The organism is Bradyrhizobium sp. USDA 4504 (genome assembly GCF_054063995.1).
The window spans coordinates 1816943-1832310 of the sequence record NZ_JBSSGV010000001.1; the positions used below are offsets into that span (position 1 = coordinate 1816943).

Genomic DNA, 15368 nt, shown 5'->3' on the forward strand with positions numbered 1-15368 from the left:
TCGCGAACCGATGGATTGATTTTTCCGGTCCGCCGGGGGATTGTAAAATTCGAAATATCGTTCGCTGATATCGGAAATTTTTATGTCTCTGACGTTCCGTCAGGTTCGGCATTTCATCGCAACCGCCGAGACCGGGCGCGTTTCGGCCGCCGCGGCGGCGCTCAGCGTGACGCAGTCTGCGGTCACCGCGTCCATCAAGGCGCTCGAGGCCGAGCTCGGCCACAAGCTGTTCGACCGTCACTCGAACGGCGTGACGCTGACCTTTGACGGACGGGAGTTCTTGCAGCGTGCCCGCGCCATCGAGGCCAGCGTATCGGATGCGATACGCGGGCCGCATCGCTGGGGAATGCAGGTGGACGGCACCGTCGATGTCGCCGTCAGCTACACCATCGCCGGATATTTCCTGCCGCCCTTGTTGTCGCGCTTCTGGCGATCATTCCCGGGCATCACGGTGCGTCTCCACGAGTTTCCGCGCGACGCGATCGAGCAGAGCTTGATCAGCGGTAGCGTCGATGCGGCCATCATGCTGGTTGCGAACTTGCATGACCGGGACTCCATTCGCTCGCGGCTCTTGTTGCGCTCGCCGCGTCGCTTGTGGACTTGCGTCAATCATCCGTTGCTTCGCAAGGACAGCATCAAGCTGGCGGACCTGGTGAGCGAGCCCTATCTGATGTTGACCGTCGATGAAGCCGAACGCTCCGCGATGCGTTACTGGCAGCATACGGCGTACGTGCCGAACGTCATCTTCCGGACCCTGTCGGTCGAAGCGGTTCGCAGCATGGTCGCAACCGGCATGGGAATTACAATCCTGTCCGACATGGTCTACCGTCCCTGGTCGCTCGAAGGACATCGCATCGATCTCAAGACGCTCGATGACGACGTCCACACCATGGATGTCGGGCTTGCCTGGAAGGACAAGGCGAAGCTTTCTCCGGCGGCTCGCGCGTTCTGCGAATTCGTCGCTCATTCCTATCCCGGATCCGAGCCGGTCCAATTTGAATAGCGGACTTGCACGTGCCAAGGCAGGTTTGATGATGGATTGGACCGAAGGTTGCCGACACGTGCCTCTGCGCCAACGTCGAACAGGGCAAAGGCGGCGCAGGACGTCAGGAGGTACCTGTCGGCTTGGACATCGCTGAAAGCGCGCGTCTCAGGGCATTGGCGGCGACAACGCCTGCGCAGCAGCCGGCACCTTTGACGAATATGTCTTTTATGTAGCCATGCCTGCCGGCGAGCAGCTTTTGAATGAGTTCGAAGCCGACGATGACGGCGAGCAGTGCCAGCAGGATCGGCAGGACATGCTTCGGATAGGCGAGCGAAAAGACGGCTCCGACAACGAAGAGCGCGGCAAAGCGATCGGCGTTTGGCGATATCAACGTGTGGGGACGAAATGCCAGCGTCGTATCGGTGACGATGAAGAGGCCCAGGATCAAACCCCAAGCCAAAAATCGGAATGCGGTTTGGGGCATTTCTGAGCTCAACGGGCCATGCTGCCGGGCGCGGCATTGAGCGGTACGCCGCCAATCGAAACGGGACCTGAAGGCCTGGCGGCCCGAGGCGGCGGCTTTCTCGGCTGCGGGGTAGTTGGCGCGATCGGGGCACGCGGCACCTCGGCCGTAACAGGTGGCGGCGGCGCTGCCGGCGGGGGCAGATGCTGCAACTCTTCGACCTTCGAGGTCAGGACCGCCAACTGGTCGGTAATGGCCTTCAACTGCGCCTGCCCGTCGGCTACCGACCGATCGAGTGCGGCGAGGTCTTCCTCGAGCTTCTGCTGGGCCGCGAGGAGAGTTGGCAATGCCTCCTTGTCGCTCGTCGGCGTCGCCCCGCCGGACGATTCGTGGCTTATGGCGGGGACCAATGCCGCGACTTCAGGCCAAGCGTAGACGCCGCCGGCGCCGACAAGGGCGACGACGACGATCAGAAGAAACCACGGCCAGCGGCGGCGACCGGCGGGCAGGGGGCTGTTCGGCGCATGGCCGTGCCACGCCTGGTCGGAATCGTTGTCCATCAATGCTTCCTAGGCGCCTCTGGCATTCGTTGCAATCGATACGGAGTTCGACCATGTTACCGGGTAATGCTTCATTTGCCCGTTCCCCGCTCAGCGCCTACCCGTACTTCCCAGCTTCTCGAAGAACTCGTCGCGCAAGCACCTGACGGCCCCGTCGACCTCGAATGGCTCCTCAGCCATCTGGACAGGCGCTCGTTCGGGCTGCTCCTGCTGTTGCTGGGGCTACTCGTGATCGTCCCCGGCGTCGCCACGGTTGCGACGCTGGCCCTCCTGTTTCCGGCGGTCGAGATGATGTTGGGGCACAGTGCTCCATCTTTTCCCCGCTTCCTGTCGAAGCGGCCGTTCGACTTCAAGCGATTCAAGCGGTTCACCGTCAAAGCAGGTCCGCTGCTGCGCGCGATCGAGAACATCAGCCGGCCGCGCTGGAACGCGCGCCATGACGTGACTGACCGGCTTGTTGGGTTGGTCGTGTTCCTGCTGGGCCTGTTGGCGGGCTGGCCCCTGCCTCTGGTCAACGTCATTCCCGGGATTGTGGTCGTCCTGATCGCGATCGCTTACCTGCAGGAAGATGGTCTGCTGCTGGCCGTAGCAATGGCGGCCGCGGTGGTGTCCCTGCTTGGCCTTGGATGGACGCTCTGGACGTCGGCCGCGGCCGTGATCAGCTGGATCGCGGTCTGAAATACCGCGGCAAGCCGCGGGATAGATGCGCTACAGGAACCGATGAAGCTTAAGACATTGGTTATCACTTTGCTTTCATTTTCACCGCCTCATTCAACAAAGAGGCACCATGTCTGACATCACCATTCCCGGCGGAAAAATTCGTTCTTTCATCGAGCGGATCGAGAATCTGGACGCTGAACTGCAGGAACTGAACGAGCAGAAGAAGGAAGTTTTTTCGGAAGCCAAGGGTGAGGGTTTCGACGTGAAGATCCTCAAGGAGATCGTCAAACTGCGAAAGCAGGATCAGGATGAGCGCGACGAGCGCGAATCGCTGCTCGATCTCTATATGCGCGCCATGGAAACGGCACCGGCCGACAAGGCTGCTGCGGAAAGCGGCGTGAGACGCCCGCTGCGTTCCCCGCGATCGACACTCCGGGGGCGCGCGATCTCTCGGCGGACGAACTTCCCAAGTTCGTCCGCCCCCGTCCCATCAACCATTCGCGCGGCGTTGGTCGCACCTTCCGCTCAGGATTGCGTCTTCCGATCGGATCGAAGTAGCGCTCGATCAGGGTTGATGCGGCGATGCGCAGCGGAGCGCTGGAACCGGCAATCCAAGGCTATCGCGACGCTTTGGCGCCCCGCACCGTTTCGACCATGGTTCGGAAGGTGATCGAGTATCTGGGGGCCTCGACCGGCGGAATGCTGTGCTCCCATATCTGCCGTGCATCACCGGCCATCAGGTAGAGTGATCGGGGCGCCGCATCGAGCGTGAACCGCTCCCATCCGTTTTCCGTCCGACAACGAAAACGGAACTTGCATGCGGATCCCAGGGACAGTCCAAAGATCCGGTCGAAATGCGGCTTGTCGCGGTGCCAGCCGATACCGACGCCGCGATCATACTCGGTGCACAGGATCTGCCCGATCTCGGTCGACGCGCCGCCGAAGGATTGGATCGCGGCGACGATGCCGTTTAACCAGGACGGGATCGGTTCGGCACATTCCAGTCGGCGCGACCCATAGTCGTACCGGTAACCGAACGAAGCCACGCGGCGCTTGCCTTCGAACTGTCCGAACTGGAAGGGGGCAAGCGGAAGTGCCCGGATGTGGCGGATGAGTTCGCCCTCGGCCGCTTTGGAGATGAAATCCGGCGCGTACTGCAGACCCGCCGGTCCTGCGGCGGGCGCATCGAACATCGACAGTTGCTCGGACAAATCTGGTACCGTCAGTGTTTGCGAACCTGTCACGAATATGGGCGCGCCGAGACAGAATTCAAACCGGCCGTCAGTTCGCTCGGGCTTCCACCTGGCGCGGCTTCGATGGGCGAAAGGCGGCGTCAAAGCTCGGTCTCGGCATTCTCTTTCGCCACGATCTTCAGGCCTTGGCCAGGAGCGATTGCCGCAACGTCGTCGGCTTCGTTCCGTCGCCGCGGGTGACGGCGCTATGAGGACCAGTTGACCTTAGGGACAGGCTCTCAAGCCGAATGTATCCAATATAGCAATGTCGGCTTCAAAAGGACCGATCGAACTCGGAAAATGCGCTTCGATCGCGGACGCCAGAACATACATATATCCATGTAGATATAGATAGTTATGGAGGGTTTCAGGTGTGAATATATCCTCCGGTCAAACCAGCCGCTGTCCAAAATTTGGATACGGAGATTGACATCTGGATACATTCTGTTCAATTTCCGCTCACAATAAAATCAATCCTGGGAGGACCCGGTGACCGGCAGTTCGGGCGCGCGCGGGGCGAAATTGACGCAGACGACGGCCGTGCTGGTGATGTGCGCGATCCTGATCGTCATTTTTTCGATCTTCCTGAAGGGCTTCCTGACGCTGGGCAATCTGTTCGCGCTGGCGCGCAACATTTCGATACTCGGCATTCTCGCGCTCGGCATGGCCGTGGTCGTGATCGGACGTGGACTCGATCTGTCGCAAGTCGCCTCCTTTGCCGCTTCCACCGCGATCGCGATCATTCTGATGAACTCGGGCTACGCGACGCCGGTCGCACTGCTGATCGGCTTCGTGATGGCGATCGCCATCGGCATCCTGAACGGGTTTCTGATCTCGGTGATCGAGATGCCGCCGTTGCTGACGACGCTGGCGTCGAGCCTTGCGGTGCTGGGGATCGTGCGCACCACAGCGGTGCAGCACTATGTCGTCTATCTTTCCAAGGGGCATGACGAATTCCTGCGGCTCGGCGGCAACATCTGGGGCGGCGTTCCGATCTCGATCCTGATCTTCGCGGCCACCGCGGTCGTGGTGCATCTTTTCCTGTCGCGCACCGTGATCGGGCGCTTCGTCTATGCCCATGGCGACAATCCCGACGCCGCGCGTCAGACCGGTCTGCCGACCCGCCCGCTGACCATGATCGAGTACGCGCTGTGCGCCGCGATCGGGTATGTCGGCGGTGTCGTGATGGTCGCGCAGACGGCGCTGATGCATCTCCAGGTCGCGGAATCGACGATCATTTTCGACGTCATCATGGTTGTGGTGCTCGGTGGCGTCAGCCTCGTCGGCGGCCGCGGCAACGTGATGAGCGTCATCGCCGGAACGCTGCTGATCGGCGTGCTGCTGAACGGCATGACCATCATGGACATGGACGTGCAGACCCAGAACATCGTCAAGGGTGTCGTGCTGCTGATCGCGATCCTGCTCGATTCCCGGCTGCATCCGCGCGACGAGGAGACGTCGAAGCAGGGCGATTAAAGCTCTGCATCAACCAACGGGCCGCAACAGTCGGCCGACATAACAGGGGAGGAATTGACATGACGAAAGCTGTGCACAGGAGGGCGTTTGCCGGCATCGGGCTGGCCGCGATGGTGGCAACCGCCGCGCTGGTGGCTGCGCCATCGCAGGCGGCCGGGCCGCGCGACCAGCTGCGCGAGAAATTCGACAAGTCGCTCAAGGGCAAGACGGTGGCCTGGTCGCCGGTCTGGATGGGTGTTCTGGAATCCGAATGGACGCGCGTGATGAAGGATCGTTTCGACGATTACGGCATCAAGCTCGTCACCCGCGACGCCAACATGAAGTCCGACATCCAGCTTCAGACCGTCAGCGACTATATCAACGACAAGCCCGACGTGATCGTGGTGCAAAATCCGAACGTCACGCTGCTCGCCAAGGAGCTCAAGCGTGCGATGGACGCCGGCATCTATGTCGTGCAGGTCAACATGGCGTCGAATACCCTGACCGATGCCTATGTCGGCGTCGATGCCAAGGATCTCGGCACCAAGATCGCGCGCGAGGTCATCAATCAGTGTGGCGGCGGCAAGGGCTCCGGCGAGGTTGCGATCCTTGAAGGCGAGGCGACCGCAGCCTATTCGCTCGACATGAAGAATGGCGCGATGGAGGTGTTCAAGACCGACCCGTCGATCAAGGTCGTATCGTCGCAGCCGACCAGCTGGGACGCCAACAAGGCCGGCGACATCACGACAACCGTGTTGCAGCAGCATCCCAAGCTGTGCGGGATCCTCAGCGTCTGGGGACCGCAAACCGCGGGCGCGGCGCAGGCGATCAAGGCGGCCAACATGGGCGACAAGGTGAAGGTGTTCGTCGCCAGCGACGGCCAGCCTGCGGATTGCGATCTGCTCGAGCAAGGCGCGTTCTCCGCGAACCTGTCGTATCGCGCCGACGTGCAGGGCCAGACCATCGCCGACGCGGTGATTGCGCTGTTGCAGAGCGGCGACAAGCCGGGCGCGAAGAACATCGCCTATTACACGACCCCCGCCTGGGTGAAGTCGAAGGACGATCGCATGTACTGCTTCAGCATCCCGAAGGGGGCGAAGTAAGTCGTTCCGGCGCCCGCGCCCACCGCGGCGCGGGCAGGCCGGAGCTGTCGATCCCAATCCCCCGCGTCGTCCCGCCGTTCGGCCGCTGCTGCGCCGAGCCCGCCGGAGTCTGTTGATGAAGAGCCTGCAACGAGCCTGGCACCGCCATTCGCCCCAGTTGTTCCTGGGCGAACTGCTTGAGAAGCGCTGGATGGAGCCGATCATTCCATTCACGCTGACGATCGCGGTTTTCCTGGCCTTCGCGATCATGATCCCGCGCTACCTGACGGCGGGCAGCCTGCAGGAATTGATGCGGAATTTCGCGGAGCAGGGCATGGTCGCGGTCGCGATGGCCTTCTCCGTGCTGTCGGGCGGCATCGACCTGTCGGTCGGCGCGGTGTTCGCGATGTCGAACTTCCTCGCGCTCTATCTGTATCTCATCCTCGGGCTGCCGCTGCCCGTGACCATCGTGCTTGTGGTCCTGTTCGGTGCGGCGATGGGCGCGATCAACGGCGGCCTGATTGCCTACGGCAAGACCCGGCCGTTCCTGACGACGCTCGTCGTCCTCATCATCGTCCGCGCCGCCTACAACAAGGTGACGGTTGCGTTCACGAACGAACTCGCGAGCATCGACAGCGGGTCCAGTACGTGGGACTTCATGGGCTCGGGGAGGGTTCTCGGCATTCCCTTCAACATGCTGGTGCTGATCCTGCTTGCGGTCGGAACCCACTTCTTCCTCACCCGCATCAAGCCCGGCGTCCACATCATGGCGGTCGGGTCGAGCCGCAAGGCGGCCCGCCACGCCGGCGTCAACGTCAAGCGCGTGCTGTTCTCGGCCTATGTGATGTCGGGCGCGATCGCGGCGCTGGCGGGAATCCTCTATGCCGCGCGGCAGAGCAGCTCCGGCACCGACACCGGCGTCGGCTGGGAGATCAACGCGCTGGCCGCGGTGGTGCTCGGCGGCATCAGCCTGTCCGGCGGCCGCGGCACCATCGCGCGCGCCGTCATGGGCGCGGCGATCATCTTCATGCTCACCAGCGGGATGGTCCGGCTCGGCATCTCCGGCAACCTGACCACCGCCATCATCGGCATCATCCTGCTGCTCGCGGTCGGCTTCAACGTGAAGTGGGTCAAGAACAAGGGCAAGGTGCTGCAGAAGGTCTACGTCACCCCAAGCTGGGTTGATTTCGAGCCGCCGCCGTCGGTCGAGCGGGGCAGCGGCACGCCGTTCGCGGAGAACGATCGCCTGAAGAACGCGGAAGCGATCGCGCTCAACATGATCGAAGGCCCGGAAGACATCATCCTTGACCGCAAGGACAACCTCTACACCGTCAACCGCAACGGTTCGATCATCCGCTTTCTCGCGCCTAACTATACCGTGCGCGAGGAATTCGCACGCATCGGCGGCCGGCCCCTCGGGTTGGCGTTCGATCGGGATCAGAACCTCCTCGTCTGCATCGCGGGCATGGGCGTTTACGGTGTGAAGCCCGATCGCTCGGTCTTCAAGGTCACCGACCGCACCACGCGCACGCGTACGCGCCTCAAGGACGATTCGCGGCTCTATCTCGCTGACGATCTCGACGTCGCGCCAGACGGCAAGATCTATTTCAGCGAGGCCTCGACCCGCTATGAACTGACCGACTGGGCGCTCGACGGCTTTGAGGGGCGCGGCAACGGCCGGCTGATCTGCCACGATCCGAAAACCGGGATCACCAGGACGGTCCTCAAGAACCTGACGTTCCCGAACGGCATCTGCATTTCGCATGACGGCCAGTCGGTGCTGTGGGCCAGCACCTGGCTATGCCAGATCAACCGCTTCTGGATCGCCGGCCCGAAGGCGGGCACCAGCGAAATCCTGATCGACAACCTTCCGGGCTATTGCGACAACATCAACCGCGCCTCCGACGGCAAGTACTGGCTCGCCTTCGTCGGCCTGCGCACGCCGGTCTACGACCTTGCGATGCGCAACCCTGTTTTCCGCACCCGCATGGTCAAGCAGATCCCGCCGGACGAATGGCTGTGTCCGGGCATCAACTACGGCTGCGTGGTCAAGTTCGACGACAACGGCGTGGTGACGGAATCGCTCTGGGATCCAGGCGGGCTTTCGCATCCGACCATCACGTCGGTCCGTGAACACAAGGGCTATCTCTATATCGGGGGTCTGGAGAACAACCGCATCGGCCGCATCCGCCTGCAGGACGCCGACCCGACCTGGGAAGCGCACAAGTCCTATTGGGGAAGGGCCTGAGCCATGTCTCTGCTTGGCGATATCATCGATCGCGTGCTGTCCCCGAACCGGGAAATTCACGGCATTCCGGTGCTCGACGGCGCCTTCTCCCCGAACCAGCGGCTCGATCAGGCGCGCCAGCTCGGCGACGAGATCGAGCGGCCGGACGACATTGCGCTCGGGCAGGACGGTGCGCTCTACGTCTCGACCGGCAACCACGTCCTGCGTTGCACGGGAGACGACTTCAACACGCGCACGGAGTTCGCGACGCTCGACGGCCCGGTCGGCGGGCTTGCCTGCACGCCGGACGGCCGGCTGCTCGCCTGCGTCTCCGGCGTGGGGCTGGTGGCGCTTTCGCCGGCTGGCGAGATCATCGGCAAGCTCGAAAGCGTCGGCGGTGAAAAGATTGCCTGTCCGCTGTCGGTGACGGTCGCGCCGGACGGGGCGATCTACCTGACCGACGGCTCGCGAAACAATCGGCCAGAGCATTGGCTGACCGACCTGATGCAGAACCGCGCCCCCTCGGGCCGGCTCATCGCCTGCAATTCCTCGCTCGGCAGTGCGAGCGTGCGTGCGGACAAGCTCGCATGGCCGCTCGGCTTGGTCGTATCCGGCGACGGCAAGGAGGTCTGGGTCGCCGAATCCTGGACCCACCGCCTGACCGCTTTTTCACGCACGGGTGACGACAGGCGCGTGATCGTCAAGAATCATACCGGCTACCCGGCGCGTCTTGCCCGAGGCGCGAACGGTGAGGTCTGGATGGCCTTCCTCGCGCTGCGCACGCAATTGACCGAATTCGTCCTGCGCGAGCGGGCATTCTGCGAAGAGATGATGCGGACGGTGCCACCTGAGCTTTGGATCGGGCCGGCGCTGGATGGCCGCCTCAATCCGCGCGAACCGACCCAGATCGGCCGCATCAAGAAACTCGGTATCCAGAAGCCGTGGGCGCCGCCGCGTTCCTATGGTCTCGTCGCCCGGCTCGACGACAAGGGCGCGGCGACCGAGACGCTGCACAGCCGCGTCGATGGTCGGGTTCATGGAATCACCGCCGTCCGCCCGATCGGCTCGCGCGTGCTGGCGGTGTCCAAGGGACGCGATTGCCTCGTCGAACTGCCGCCTGGTCGCGGCATGCAGGAAGGATGAACGCCATGCCGGCGGAACAACAGGCAGGGACCCCGCTGCTTCAGATCGTCAATGGCAGCAAGGTCTATGGCGGTCTGCACGCCATCGATGGTGTCAATTTCGATCTGCGGCCGGGCGAAATCCACGCGCTGCTAGGAGAAAACGGCGCCGGGAAATCGACGCTCTGCAAGGCGATTGCCGGTGCGATCGTGCTGACCTCCGGCGACTACCTGATCCAGGGACGCAAGGTTTCGTTCGCCTCGCCAAAGGAAGCGCTCGAGGGTGGGGTCGCGATGGTCTACCAGGAATCCAGCCTGGTCCCCTCCATGACGGTGGCGCAGAACCTTGAACTCGGCATGGAGAAATGGGTCACGGTCTACAGCAAGATCAACATCGCCGCGACCCAGTCGCTGCAATCGATGAACTTCAACGTCGACCCGCTGGTGCTGGTGGAGAATCTCGGAACGGCCAAGCGGCAGATGGTCGAGATCGTGCGTGCGGTTCGCCACAACGCCCAGGTCTTCATCTTCGATGAGCCGACCGCATCGCTGACCCCCGAAGAGACGCAGCACCTGTTCCATCTTCTCAACACCCTGAAAGAGAAGGGCGCCGGGATCATCTTCATCTCGCATGCTCTGGAAGAGGCATTGAACATCGCGGATCGCATCACCGTGCTGCGCGATGGCAAGCTGGTCGCCACTGTACCGGCGAAGGACGTCACGCGTGACGCCCTGGTGCGGATGATGGTTGGCCGTGAGGAAACCGCAGCGCAGTACGCGACCCACGGGGCTGATCCGGATGCGCCGAAGCCGCATGCCTCCCGCGGTGAGAAGGTGCTTTCGGTCGAGAACGTGACGATGGGCAGCATCGTCAAGAACATGTCGTTCTCGGTGTTCAATGGAGAAGTCGTCGGCATCTTCGGGCTGGTCGGGGCAGGGCGCTCCGAGATCGCGCAGATCGTCAGCGGCGCCCGCAAGCGCAACTTCCTGCGCGGCGGGATGATCTATCTGCGGGACAAGCCGGTCCGCTACCGGGTGCCGCGGCAGGCGGTGCGCGACGGAATCGCCTATATCACCGAGGACCGCAAGGTCGACGGCTTCTTCGAGACGATGACGGTGGATCAGAATATCTATCTTGGCTATCTGTCGTCGCCGCGCGTCAAGCGGTTCCTTTACTCCACGCGCGAGATGAAGCGGATCGCCGATCAATGGATCTCGGCGCTCTCGATCTCTGCATTGAAGCGGACGCTGAAGATTGTCGAATATTCCGGCGGCAACCAACAGAAAGTCGTGGTGGGAAAGTCTCTGGCCCAGGAGCCTACGGTGGTCATCTTCGACGAACCGACGCGTGGTGTCGATGTGAGCGCCATTCCACAAATTCACGAGGCGATTCGCAGGCTGGCGCGCGAGAACAAGGCGGTTGTCGTTATTTCTTCCTATCTGCCGGAGATTCTGGCTATCTCGGATCGGATCCTGGTCGCTCGCGGCGGACGTATCGTCGAGGAAATGGCACGGGCTGATGCGACCGAGGACAAGATCATGTACGCGGCCATTCATTGAAGGAGGGCCTTTCATGAGTCCTTATCAGCGGCCTCCCCATTGGAAGGACATGACGCGGGACGGCAATGAGGACGATCCGGAGTCCCGTCGCCTGATGAGCGAGAGGATCGCAAGCGAGATTCGCAGCGCGGTGCTGAGCGGCGAGATGCGGCCAGGCACGCGGATTCGGCAGGAGCTTCTTGCGGCCCATTTCGGAGCCAGCCGCATTCCCGTGCGCGAGGCGCTGAAGCAGCTCGAGAACGAGGGGCTCGTCGTGATGGCGCCGAACCGTGGCGCCTGGATTGCGGACGTCAATTCGGAAGAATCGATCGAGATCTACAAGATCCGTGAAGCGGTCGAGCCGCTTGCCATCGGCGAAAGCGTTCCAAATCTGACCGACGAGGATATCGAGACGCTTGACCGCATTGTGCGCGAACTTGAGCAGGTCACCACGCTCGAGGAGTACATCCAGCTTGATCGGGAGTTTCATCTACGGACCTATTCGCGGGCGCGGATGCCGCAACTGCTCGCGATGGTCGAACGCTTCTGGAACAGCACGCAGCATTTCCGGCGACAGTTTGTGAGCGAGACCTATGCCAAGGACGGGTTTCCGTTCTCCGATCCCCAGCATGTCCTGATCATGGACGCGATCCGGGCGCGCGATGTCGAAGCTGCACAGGTGTTGGTGCGTCTCCACATCCGGCGCACGCGCGTTGTCATTCAAGCAAAAGAGAGTGGGGCGGCTCAGCCGCCCCTTGCAAGCCGTGCCGCGCTTCCGCATGCGCGTCTCGGCTCGGTCTATCGAGGAAAAAGTGCCAATGAGTAGTGGCGGCGAACGCCTTTTGCCACGGTTCCTGCTGCGCCAGGTGGCGGCGGGCTATAGCGGCCGCCGGCCCGGACGGGGCTGCCATCGTTGCGACAGTGGTGGCAAGCGGCGATGACTGTCGACCTGGATTCCGTGTCGCGTGCACGCGCTTACGAGGAAGCCGCGGGCCGGCTGCGCGCGCGGCTCGGGGAATCGGTCGCTCCGCCCGATCCCGGAAGGCGGACGGCGCTTGATCTGTTTCGAGCCGCGCCGCGCGAGGCGCCGGCCGTGTTCTATTTCGATGCGACGCAGACCTATGCCGATATCGATCGGCTCAGCGACCGGCTCGCCGCCCGCTTCGCGCAAAAAGGAGTCGGGCGCGGCGATCGGGTCGCCGTCATTCTTCAGAATGTGCCGCAGTTCGTCATCGTCAGCGTAGCGGCCTGGAAGGTCGGGGCCATCGTCGTCAGCCTCAACCCGATGTACCGCACGCCAGAGCTTCGCAAGCTGTTCGGGGATTGCGAGCCGAAGGCGGTGATCTGCCACGACGATCAATGGGAGAACGTTTTCCTGGCCGCCGGTTCGGTCGATTCCGAGCTGGTGTTCTGGACCGGCGCTCGGGAATTCCAGCTGCGAAACGATGTCCGGGTGCTGCCGGTGCCGGGCGCAGCTCCGCAGGCCCGGGCGCTGGCGACGGTTTTCGCCGAAAATGCAGCCGCACCACCGGCACCGGTTCTGACGTCCGACGACACCGCCCTTCTCTTGTATACCTCCGGAACCACGGGCGTTCCAAAGGGCGCCATGCTCACGCATCGCAATCTGGTGGCGACCGCGTTGATCTGTTGCGATCATTTCGAATTGAACGGCACGTCGTGCATCTTTGGGGTCGCGCCGCTGTTCCACATCACCGGCTTTGAAATCCAGATGGTCGCGGCGTTTGCCGCGCGTGCAGCGATGGTGCTGACCTATCGCTTCCAGCCCCAGGTCGCGCTCGATGCCTTCCTTGAATGGCGGCCGACATTCATCGTCGGTGCCATCACCGCGTACATCGCGCTGATGAACCAGGCTGACGCAACGAGCCGGCATTTCGAGAGCTTCGTACATATCTATTCCGGCGGCGCGCCGATCGCGCCCTCGGTCATCGATGCCTTTGCGAAACGGTTTGGACGGGCGATCCGCAGTTCCTATGGAATGACCGAACTGACCTCTGCAAGCCATCTTGCGCCCAACGAAGGTCGGATTCCGGTCGATCCCGACTCAGGCGCGCTGTCGATCGGCAGGCCGACTTCGGGCGTCGATGCGATCGTCGTCGACGACGAGCGCCGCCCGCTCGGACCCGGCGCGCATGGCGAGGTGGTTGTGCGTGGCTCAGGTGTGATGGCCGGCTACTGGAGGAAGCCGGCGGAAACCGACGAGGTGCTGACCAACGGCTGGCTGCATAGCGGCGACGTCGGCTTCTTTGACGAGAGCGGCTGGTTCTACCTCGTGGACCGCAAGAAGGACATGATCTCCGCCTCCGGCTTCAAGGTCTGGCCGCGCGAAGTCGAAGACGTGATCTATGGCTTTCCGGGCGTGCGCGAAGCAGCCGTCGTCGGCGCCGCCGATCCCTATCGCGGCGAGACGGTGGTCGCCTTCGTCTCCGCTCAACCCGGCACCGTGATCGATGTTGCCGCGCTCTCGCGCTTCTGCCGCGAGCGACTGGCGGCCTACAAGTGCCCGGTCGACATTCGCGTGCTGGACGATCTGCCGAAGACGGAATCCGGAAAAATCACCCGAAACACGCTCAGGGACGGCCTACGCGGCCGGTAAGGAGAATCTACATGGATATCACCCAAAGCGAGCGCAGCCAGCAACTGGCCGCGCGTCTCCAGCGCTTCATGATAGAGCACATCTATCCGAATGAGCGCCGATATTATCAGGAGGCCGAGCGGCTCGGGCCCTGGGCTGTGCACCCGGTTGTCGAGGAACTGAAGCCGCTCGCACAACAGGCCGGCCTGTGGAACCTGTTTCTACCCGCTCACGAGGACGGGCTGACCAATCTCGAATATGCCCCGCTGTGCGAGATCATGGGACGTTCGCATCTTGCTCCCGAGGTCTTCAATTGCAGCGCCCCTGACACGGGCAACATGGAGACCATCCTGCGCTACGGAACGGAGGCGCAGAAGGAACGCTGGCTGAAGCCCTTGCTGGCCGGCGAGATCCGTTCTTCCTTTGCGATGACGGAGCCCGACGTTGCCTCGTCCGACGCGACCAATGTGGCCAGCTCGATCGTCCGTGATGGCGACGATTACGTGATCAACGGTCGCAAATGGTACACCACCGGCGCCACCGATCCGCGATGCAAGATCATCATCTTCATGGGGCAGACCGATCCGCAGAATCCGGATCGTCACAAGCGTCAGTCGATGATCCTCGTGCCGAAGGAGACGCCCGGCGTGCATGTCGTCCGTTCGCTGCCCGTGCTCGGCTTCTACGGCGTCCCGGATCGTGCATCCGAGGTGATATTCACCAATGTACGCGTGCCGGCCGCCAACATGCTGCTCGGCGAGGGGCGTGGGTTCGAGATCGCGCAGGGTCGGCTCGGGCCCGGACGCATTCATCATTGCATGCGGCTGATCGGCCTCTCCGAGCGCGTGCTCGAGCGCATGTGCCGACGCGCGCTGAAACGCGTCGCCTCCGGCAAGCCTCTCGCCGAGCAAACCGTGACGCTCGAGCGCGTGGCCGAAGCGCGCATGAAGATCGACCAGGCGCGGCTGCTGACGCTCAGAGCGGCCTACATGATGGACACGGTCGGCAACAAGGCAGCGCGGCAGGAAATCGCGATGATCAAGGTCGTCGCGCCGAACATGGCGCAGACCATTGTTGACTGGGCGATCCAGGCGTTCGGGGGAGGCGGCACCAACAACGACCATTTCCTTTCGGCAGCGCTCGCGACGACTCGCTTGTTGCGACTGGCCGACGGCCCCGACGAGGTCCACCGCAACCAGATCGGCAAGCTCGAATTGCGCCGATGGCTCAACGTCGATCCCGCACGGACCGGCGGCGGCGCGGATCCGTTGTCGCCCGATGAATCCGAATCCTGGTCCGAAGGCGGCTTGTGGCCGCGCCCGAAAGATTTGCCATAGGCGGGTTGGGAAGGGGCTGGAGCCGGAGCGCATCGGCTCCAGCGCTGATCAACAAAAGGAGAGTTGTGAGCGATCTCACAGGGGGACGTCGAATCCTGCACTAGTCAGGACTCT

General features: G+C 62.8%; 13 protein-coding genes and 1 pseudogene. 11 read left to right on the plus strand and 3 right to left on the minus strand.

Annotated elements, in window-relative coordinates:
- Window positions 1–82 precede the first annotated feature (82 nt).
- Complete coding sequence (locus ACVMB1_RS07810) at window positions 83–1003, plus strand: LysR substrate-binding domain-containing protein (RefSeq protein WP_057017118.1); 921 nt, start codon at window positions 83–85, stop codon at window positions 1001–1003.
- Window positions 1004–1106: 103 nt separating this feature from the next.
- Here ACVMB1_RS07810 and ACVMB1_RS07815 read toward each other — a convergent pair whose 3' ends face one another.
- On the minus strand, window positions 1107–1469 hold the full coding sequence (locus ACVMB1_RS07815) for a hypothetical protein (RefSeq protein ID WP_063790083.1): 363 nt from the start codon (window positions 1467–1469) through the stop codon (window positions 1107–1109).
- 8 nt (window positions 1470–1477) lie between these two features.
- Window positions 1478–2008: a hypothetical protein gene (locus tag ACVMB1_RS07820; protein ID WP_159109551.1), complete on the minus strand. Its 531-nt coding sequence runs from the start codon at window positions 2006–2008 to the stop codon at window positions 1478–1480.
- A gap of 66 nt (window positions 2009–2074) precedes the next feature.
- On the opposite strand from ACVMB1_RS07820, the gene ACVMB1_RS07825 reads away from it, so the two are divergent.
- Window positions 2075–2686, plus strand: coding sequence for an exopolysaccharide biosynthesis protein (locus tag ACVMB1_RS07825; RefSeq protein ID WP_456848391.1), 612 nt, complete (start codon window positions 2075–2077; stop codon window positions 2684–2686).
- 109 nt (window positions 2687–2795) lie between these two features.
- Window positions 2796–3056: pseudogene (locus tag ACVMB1_RS07830) on the plus strand (DUF2312 domain-containing protein); the annotation flags it as partial.
- 229 nt (window positions 3057–3285) lie between these two features.
- Here ACVMB1_RS07830 and ACVMB1_RS07835 read toward each other — a convergent pair.
- Entirely contained in the window at window positions 3286–3879 is a 594-nt protein-coding gene (locus tag ACVMB1_RS07835) for an alpha-ketoglutarate-dependent dioxygenase AlkB (protein WP_456848393.1), read from the minus strand.
- A gap of 510 nt (window positions 3880–4389) precedes the next feature.
- On the opposite strand from ACVMB1_RS07835, the gene ACVMB1_RS07840 reads away from it, so the two are divergent.
- The 8 genes from ACVMB1_RS07840 (at window position 4390) to ACVMB1_RS07875 (ending at window position 15254) form a co-directional block, all read left to right on the plus strand.
- Window positions 4390–5376: an ABC transporter permease gene (locus ACVMB1_RS07840; RefSeq protein ID WP_229189502.1), complete on the plus strand. Its 987-nt coding sequence runs from the start codon at window positions 4390–4392 to the stop codon at window positions 5374–5376.
- 59 nt (window positions 5377–5435) lie between these two features.
- Window positions 5436–6458, plus strand: a complete 1023-nt coding sequence (locus tag ACVMB1_RS07845) for a sugar ABC transporter substrate-binding protein (RefSeq protein WP_028334112.1) — start codon at window positions 5436–5438, stop codon at window positions 6456–6458.
- 115 nt (window positions 6459–6573) lie between these two features.
- A complete protein-coding gene (locus ACVMB1_RS07850; protein ID WP_456848394.1) occupies window positions 6574–8685 on the plus strand; it encodes an ABC transporter permease in 2112 nt (703 codons plus the stop codon).
- A 3-nt stretch (window positions 8686–8688) separates the two neighbouring features.
- Window positions 8689–9807 (plus strand): SMP-30/gluconolactonase/LRE family protein, encoded by a 1119-nt coding sequence (locus ACVMB1_RS07855; RefSeq protein ID WP_057017124.1) that lies wholly within the window; start codon window positions 8689–8691, stop codon window positions 9805–9807.
- Window positions 9804–11345 carry a sugar ABC transporter ATP-binding protein gene (locus ACVMB1_RS07860; protein WP_310880355.1) on the plus strand — a complete coding sequence of 514 codons (1542 nt, stop codon included), beginning with the start codon at window positions 9804–9806 and terminating at the stop codon, window positions 11343–11345. Before ACVMB1_RS07855 ends, ACVMB1_RS07860 begins: the two co-directional genes overlap by 4 nt.
- A 130-nt stretch (window positions 11346–11475) precedes the next feature.
- Window positions 11476–12150: a GntR family transcriptional regulator gene (locus tag ACVMB1_RS07865; RefSeq protein WP_229189506.1), complete on the plus strand. Its 675-nt coding sequence runs from the start codon at window positions 11476–11478 to the stop codon at window positions 12148–12150.
- 111 nt (window positions 12151–12261) lie between these two features.
- Window positions 12262–13938, plus strand: a complete 1677-nt coding sequence (locus ACVMB1_RS07870; protein ID WP_456848396.1) for an AMP-binding protein — start codon at window positions 12262–12264, stop codon at window positions 13936–13938.
- An 11-nt stretch (window positions 13939–13949) separates the two neighbouring features.
- Window positions 13950–15254, plus strand: a complete 1305-nt coding sequence (locus ACVMB1_RS07875; protein WP_456848398.1) for an acyl-CoA dehydrogenase family protein — start codon at window positions 13950–13952, stop codon at window positions 15252–15254.
- Window positions 15255–15368 lie beyond the last annotated feature (114 nt).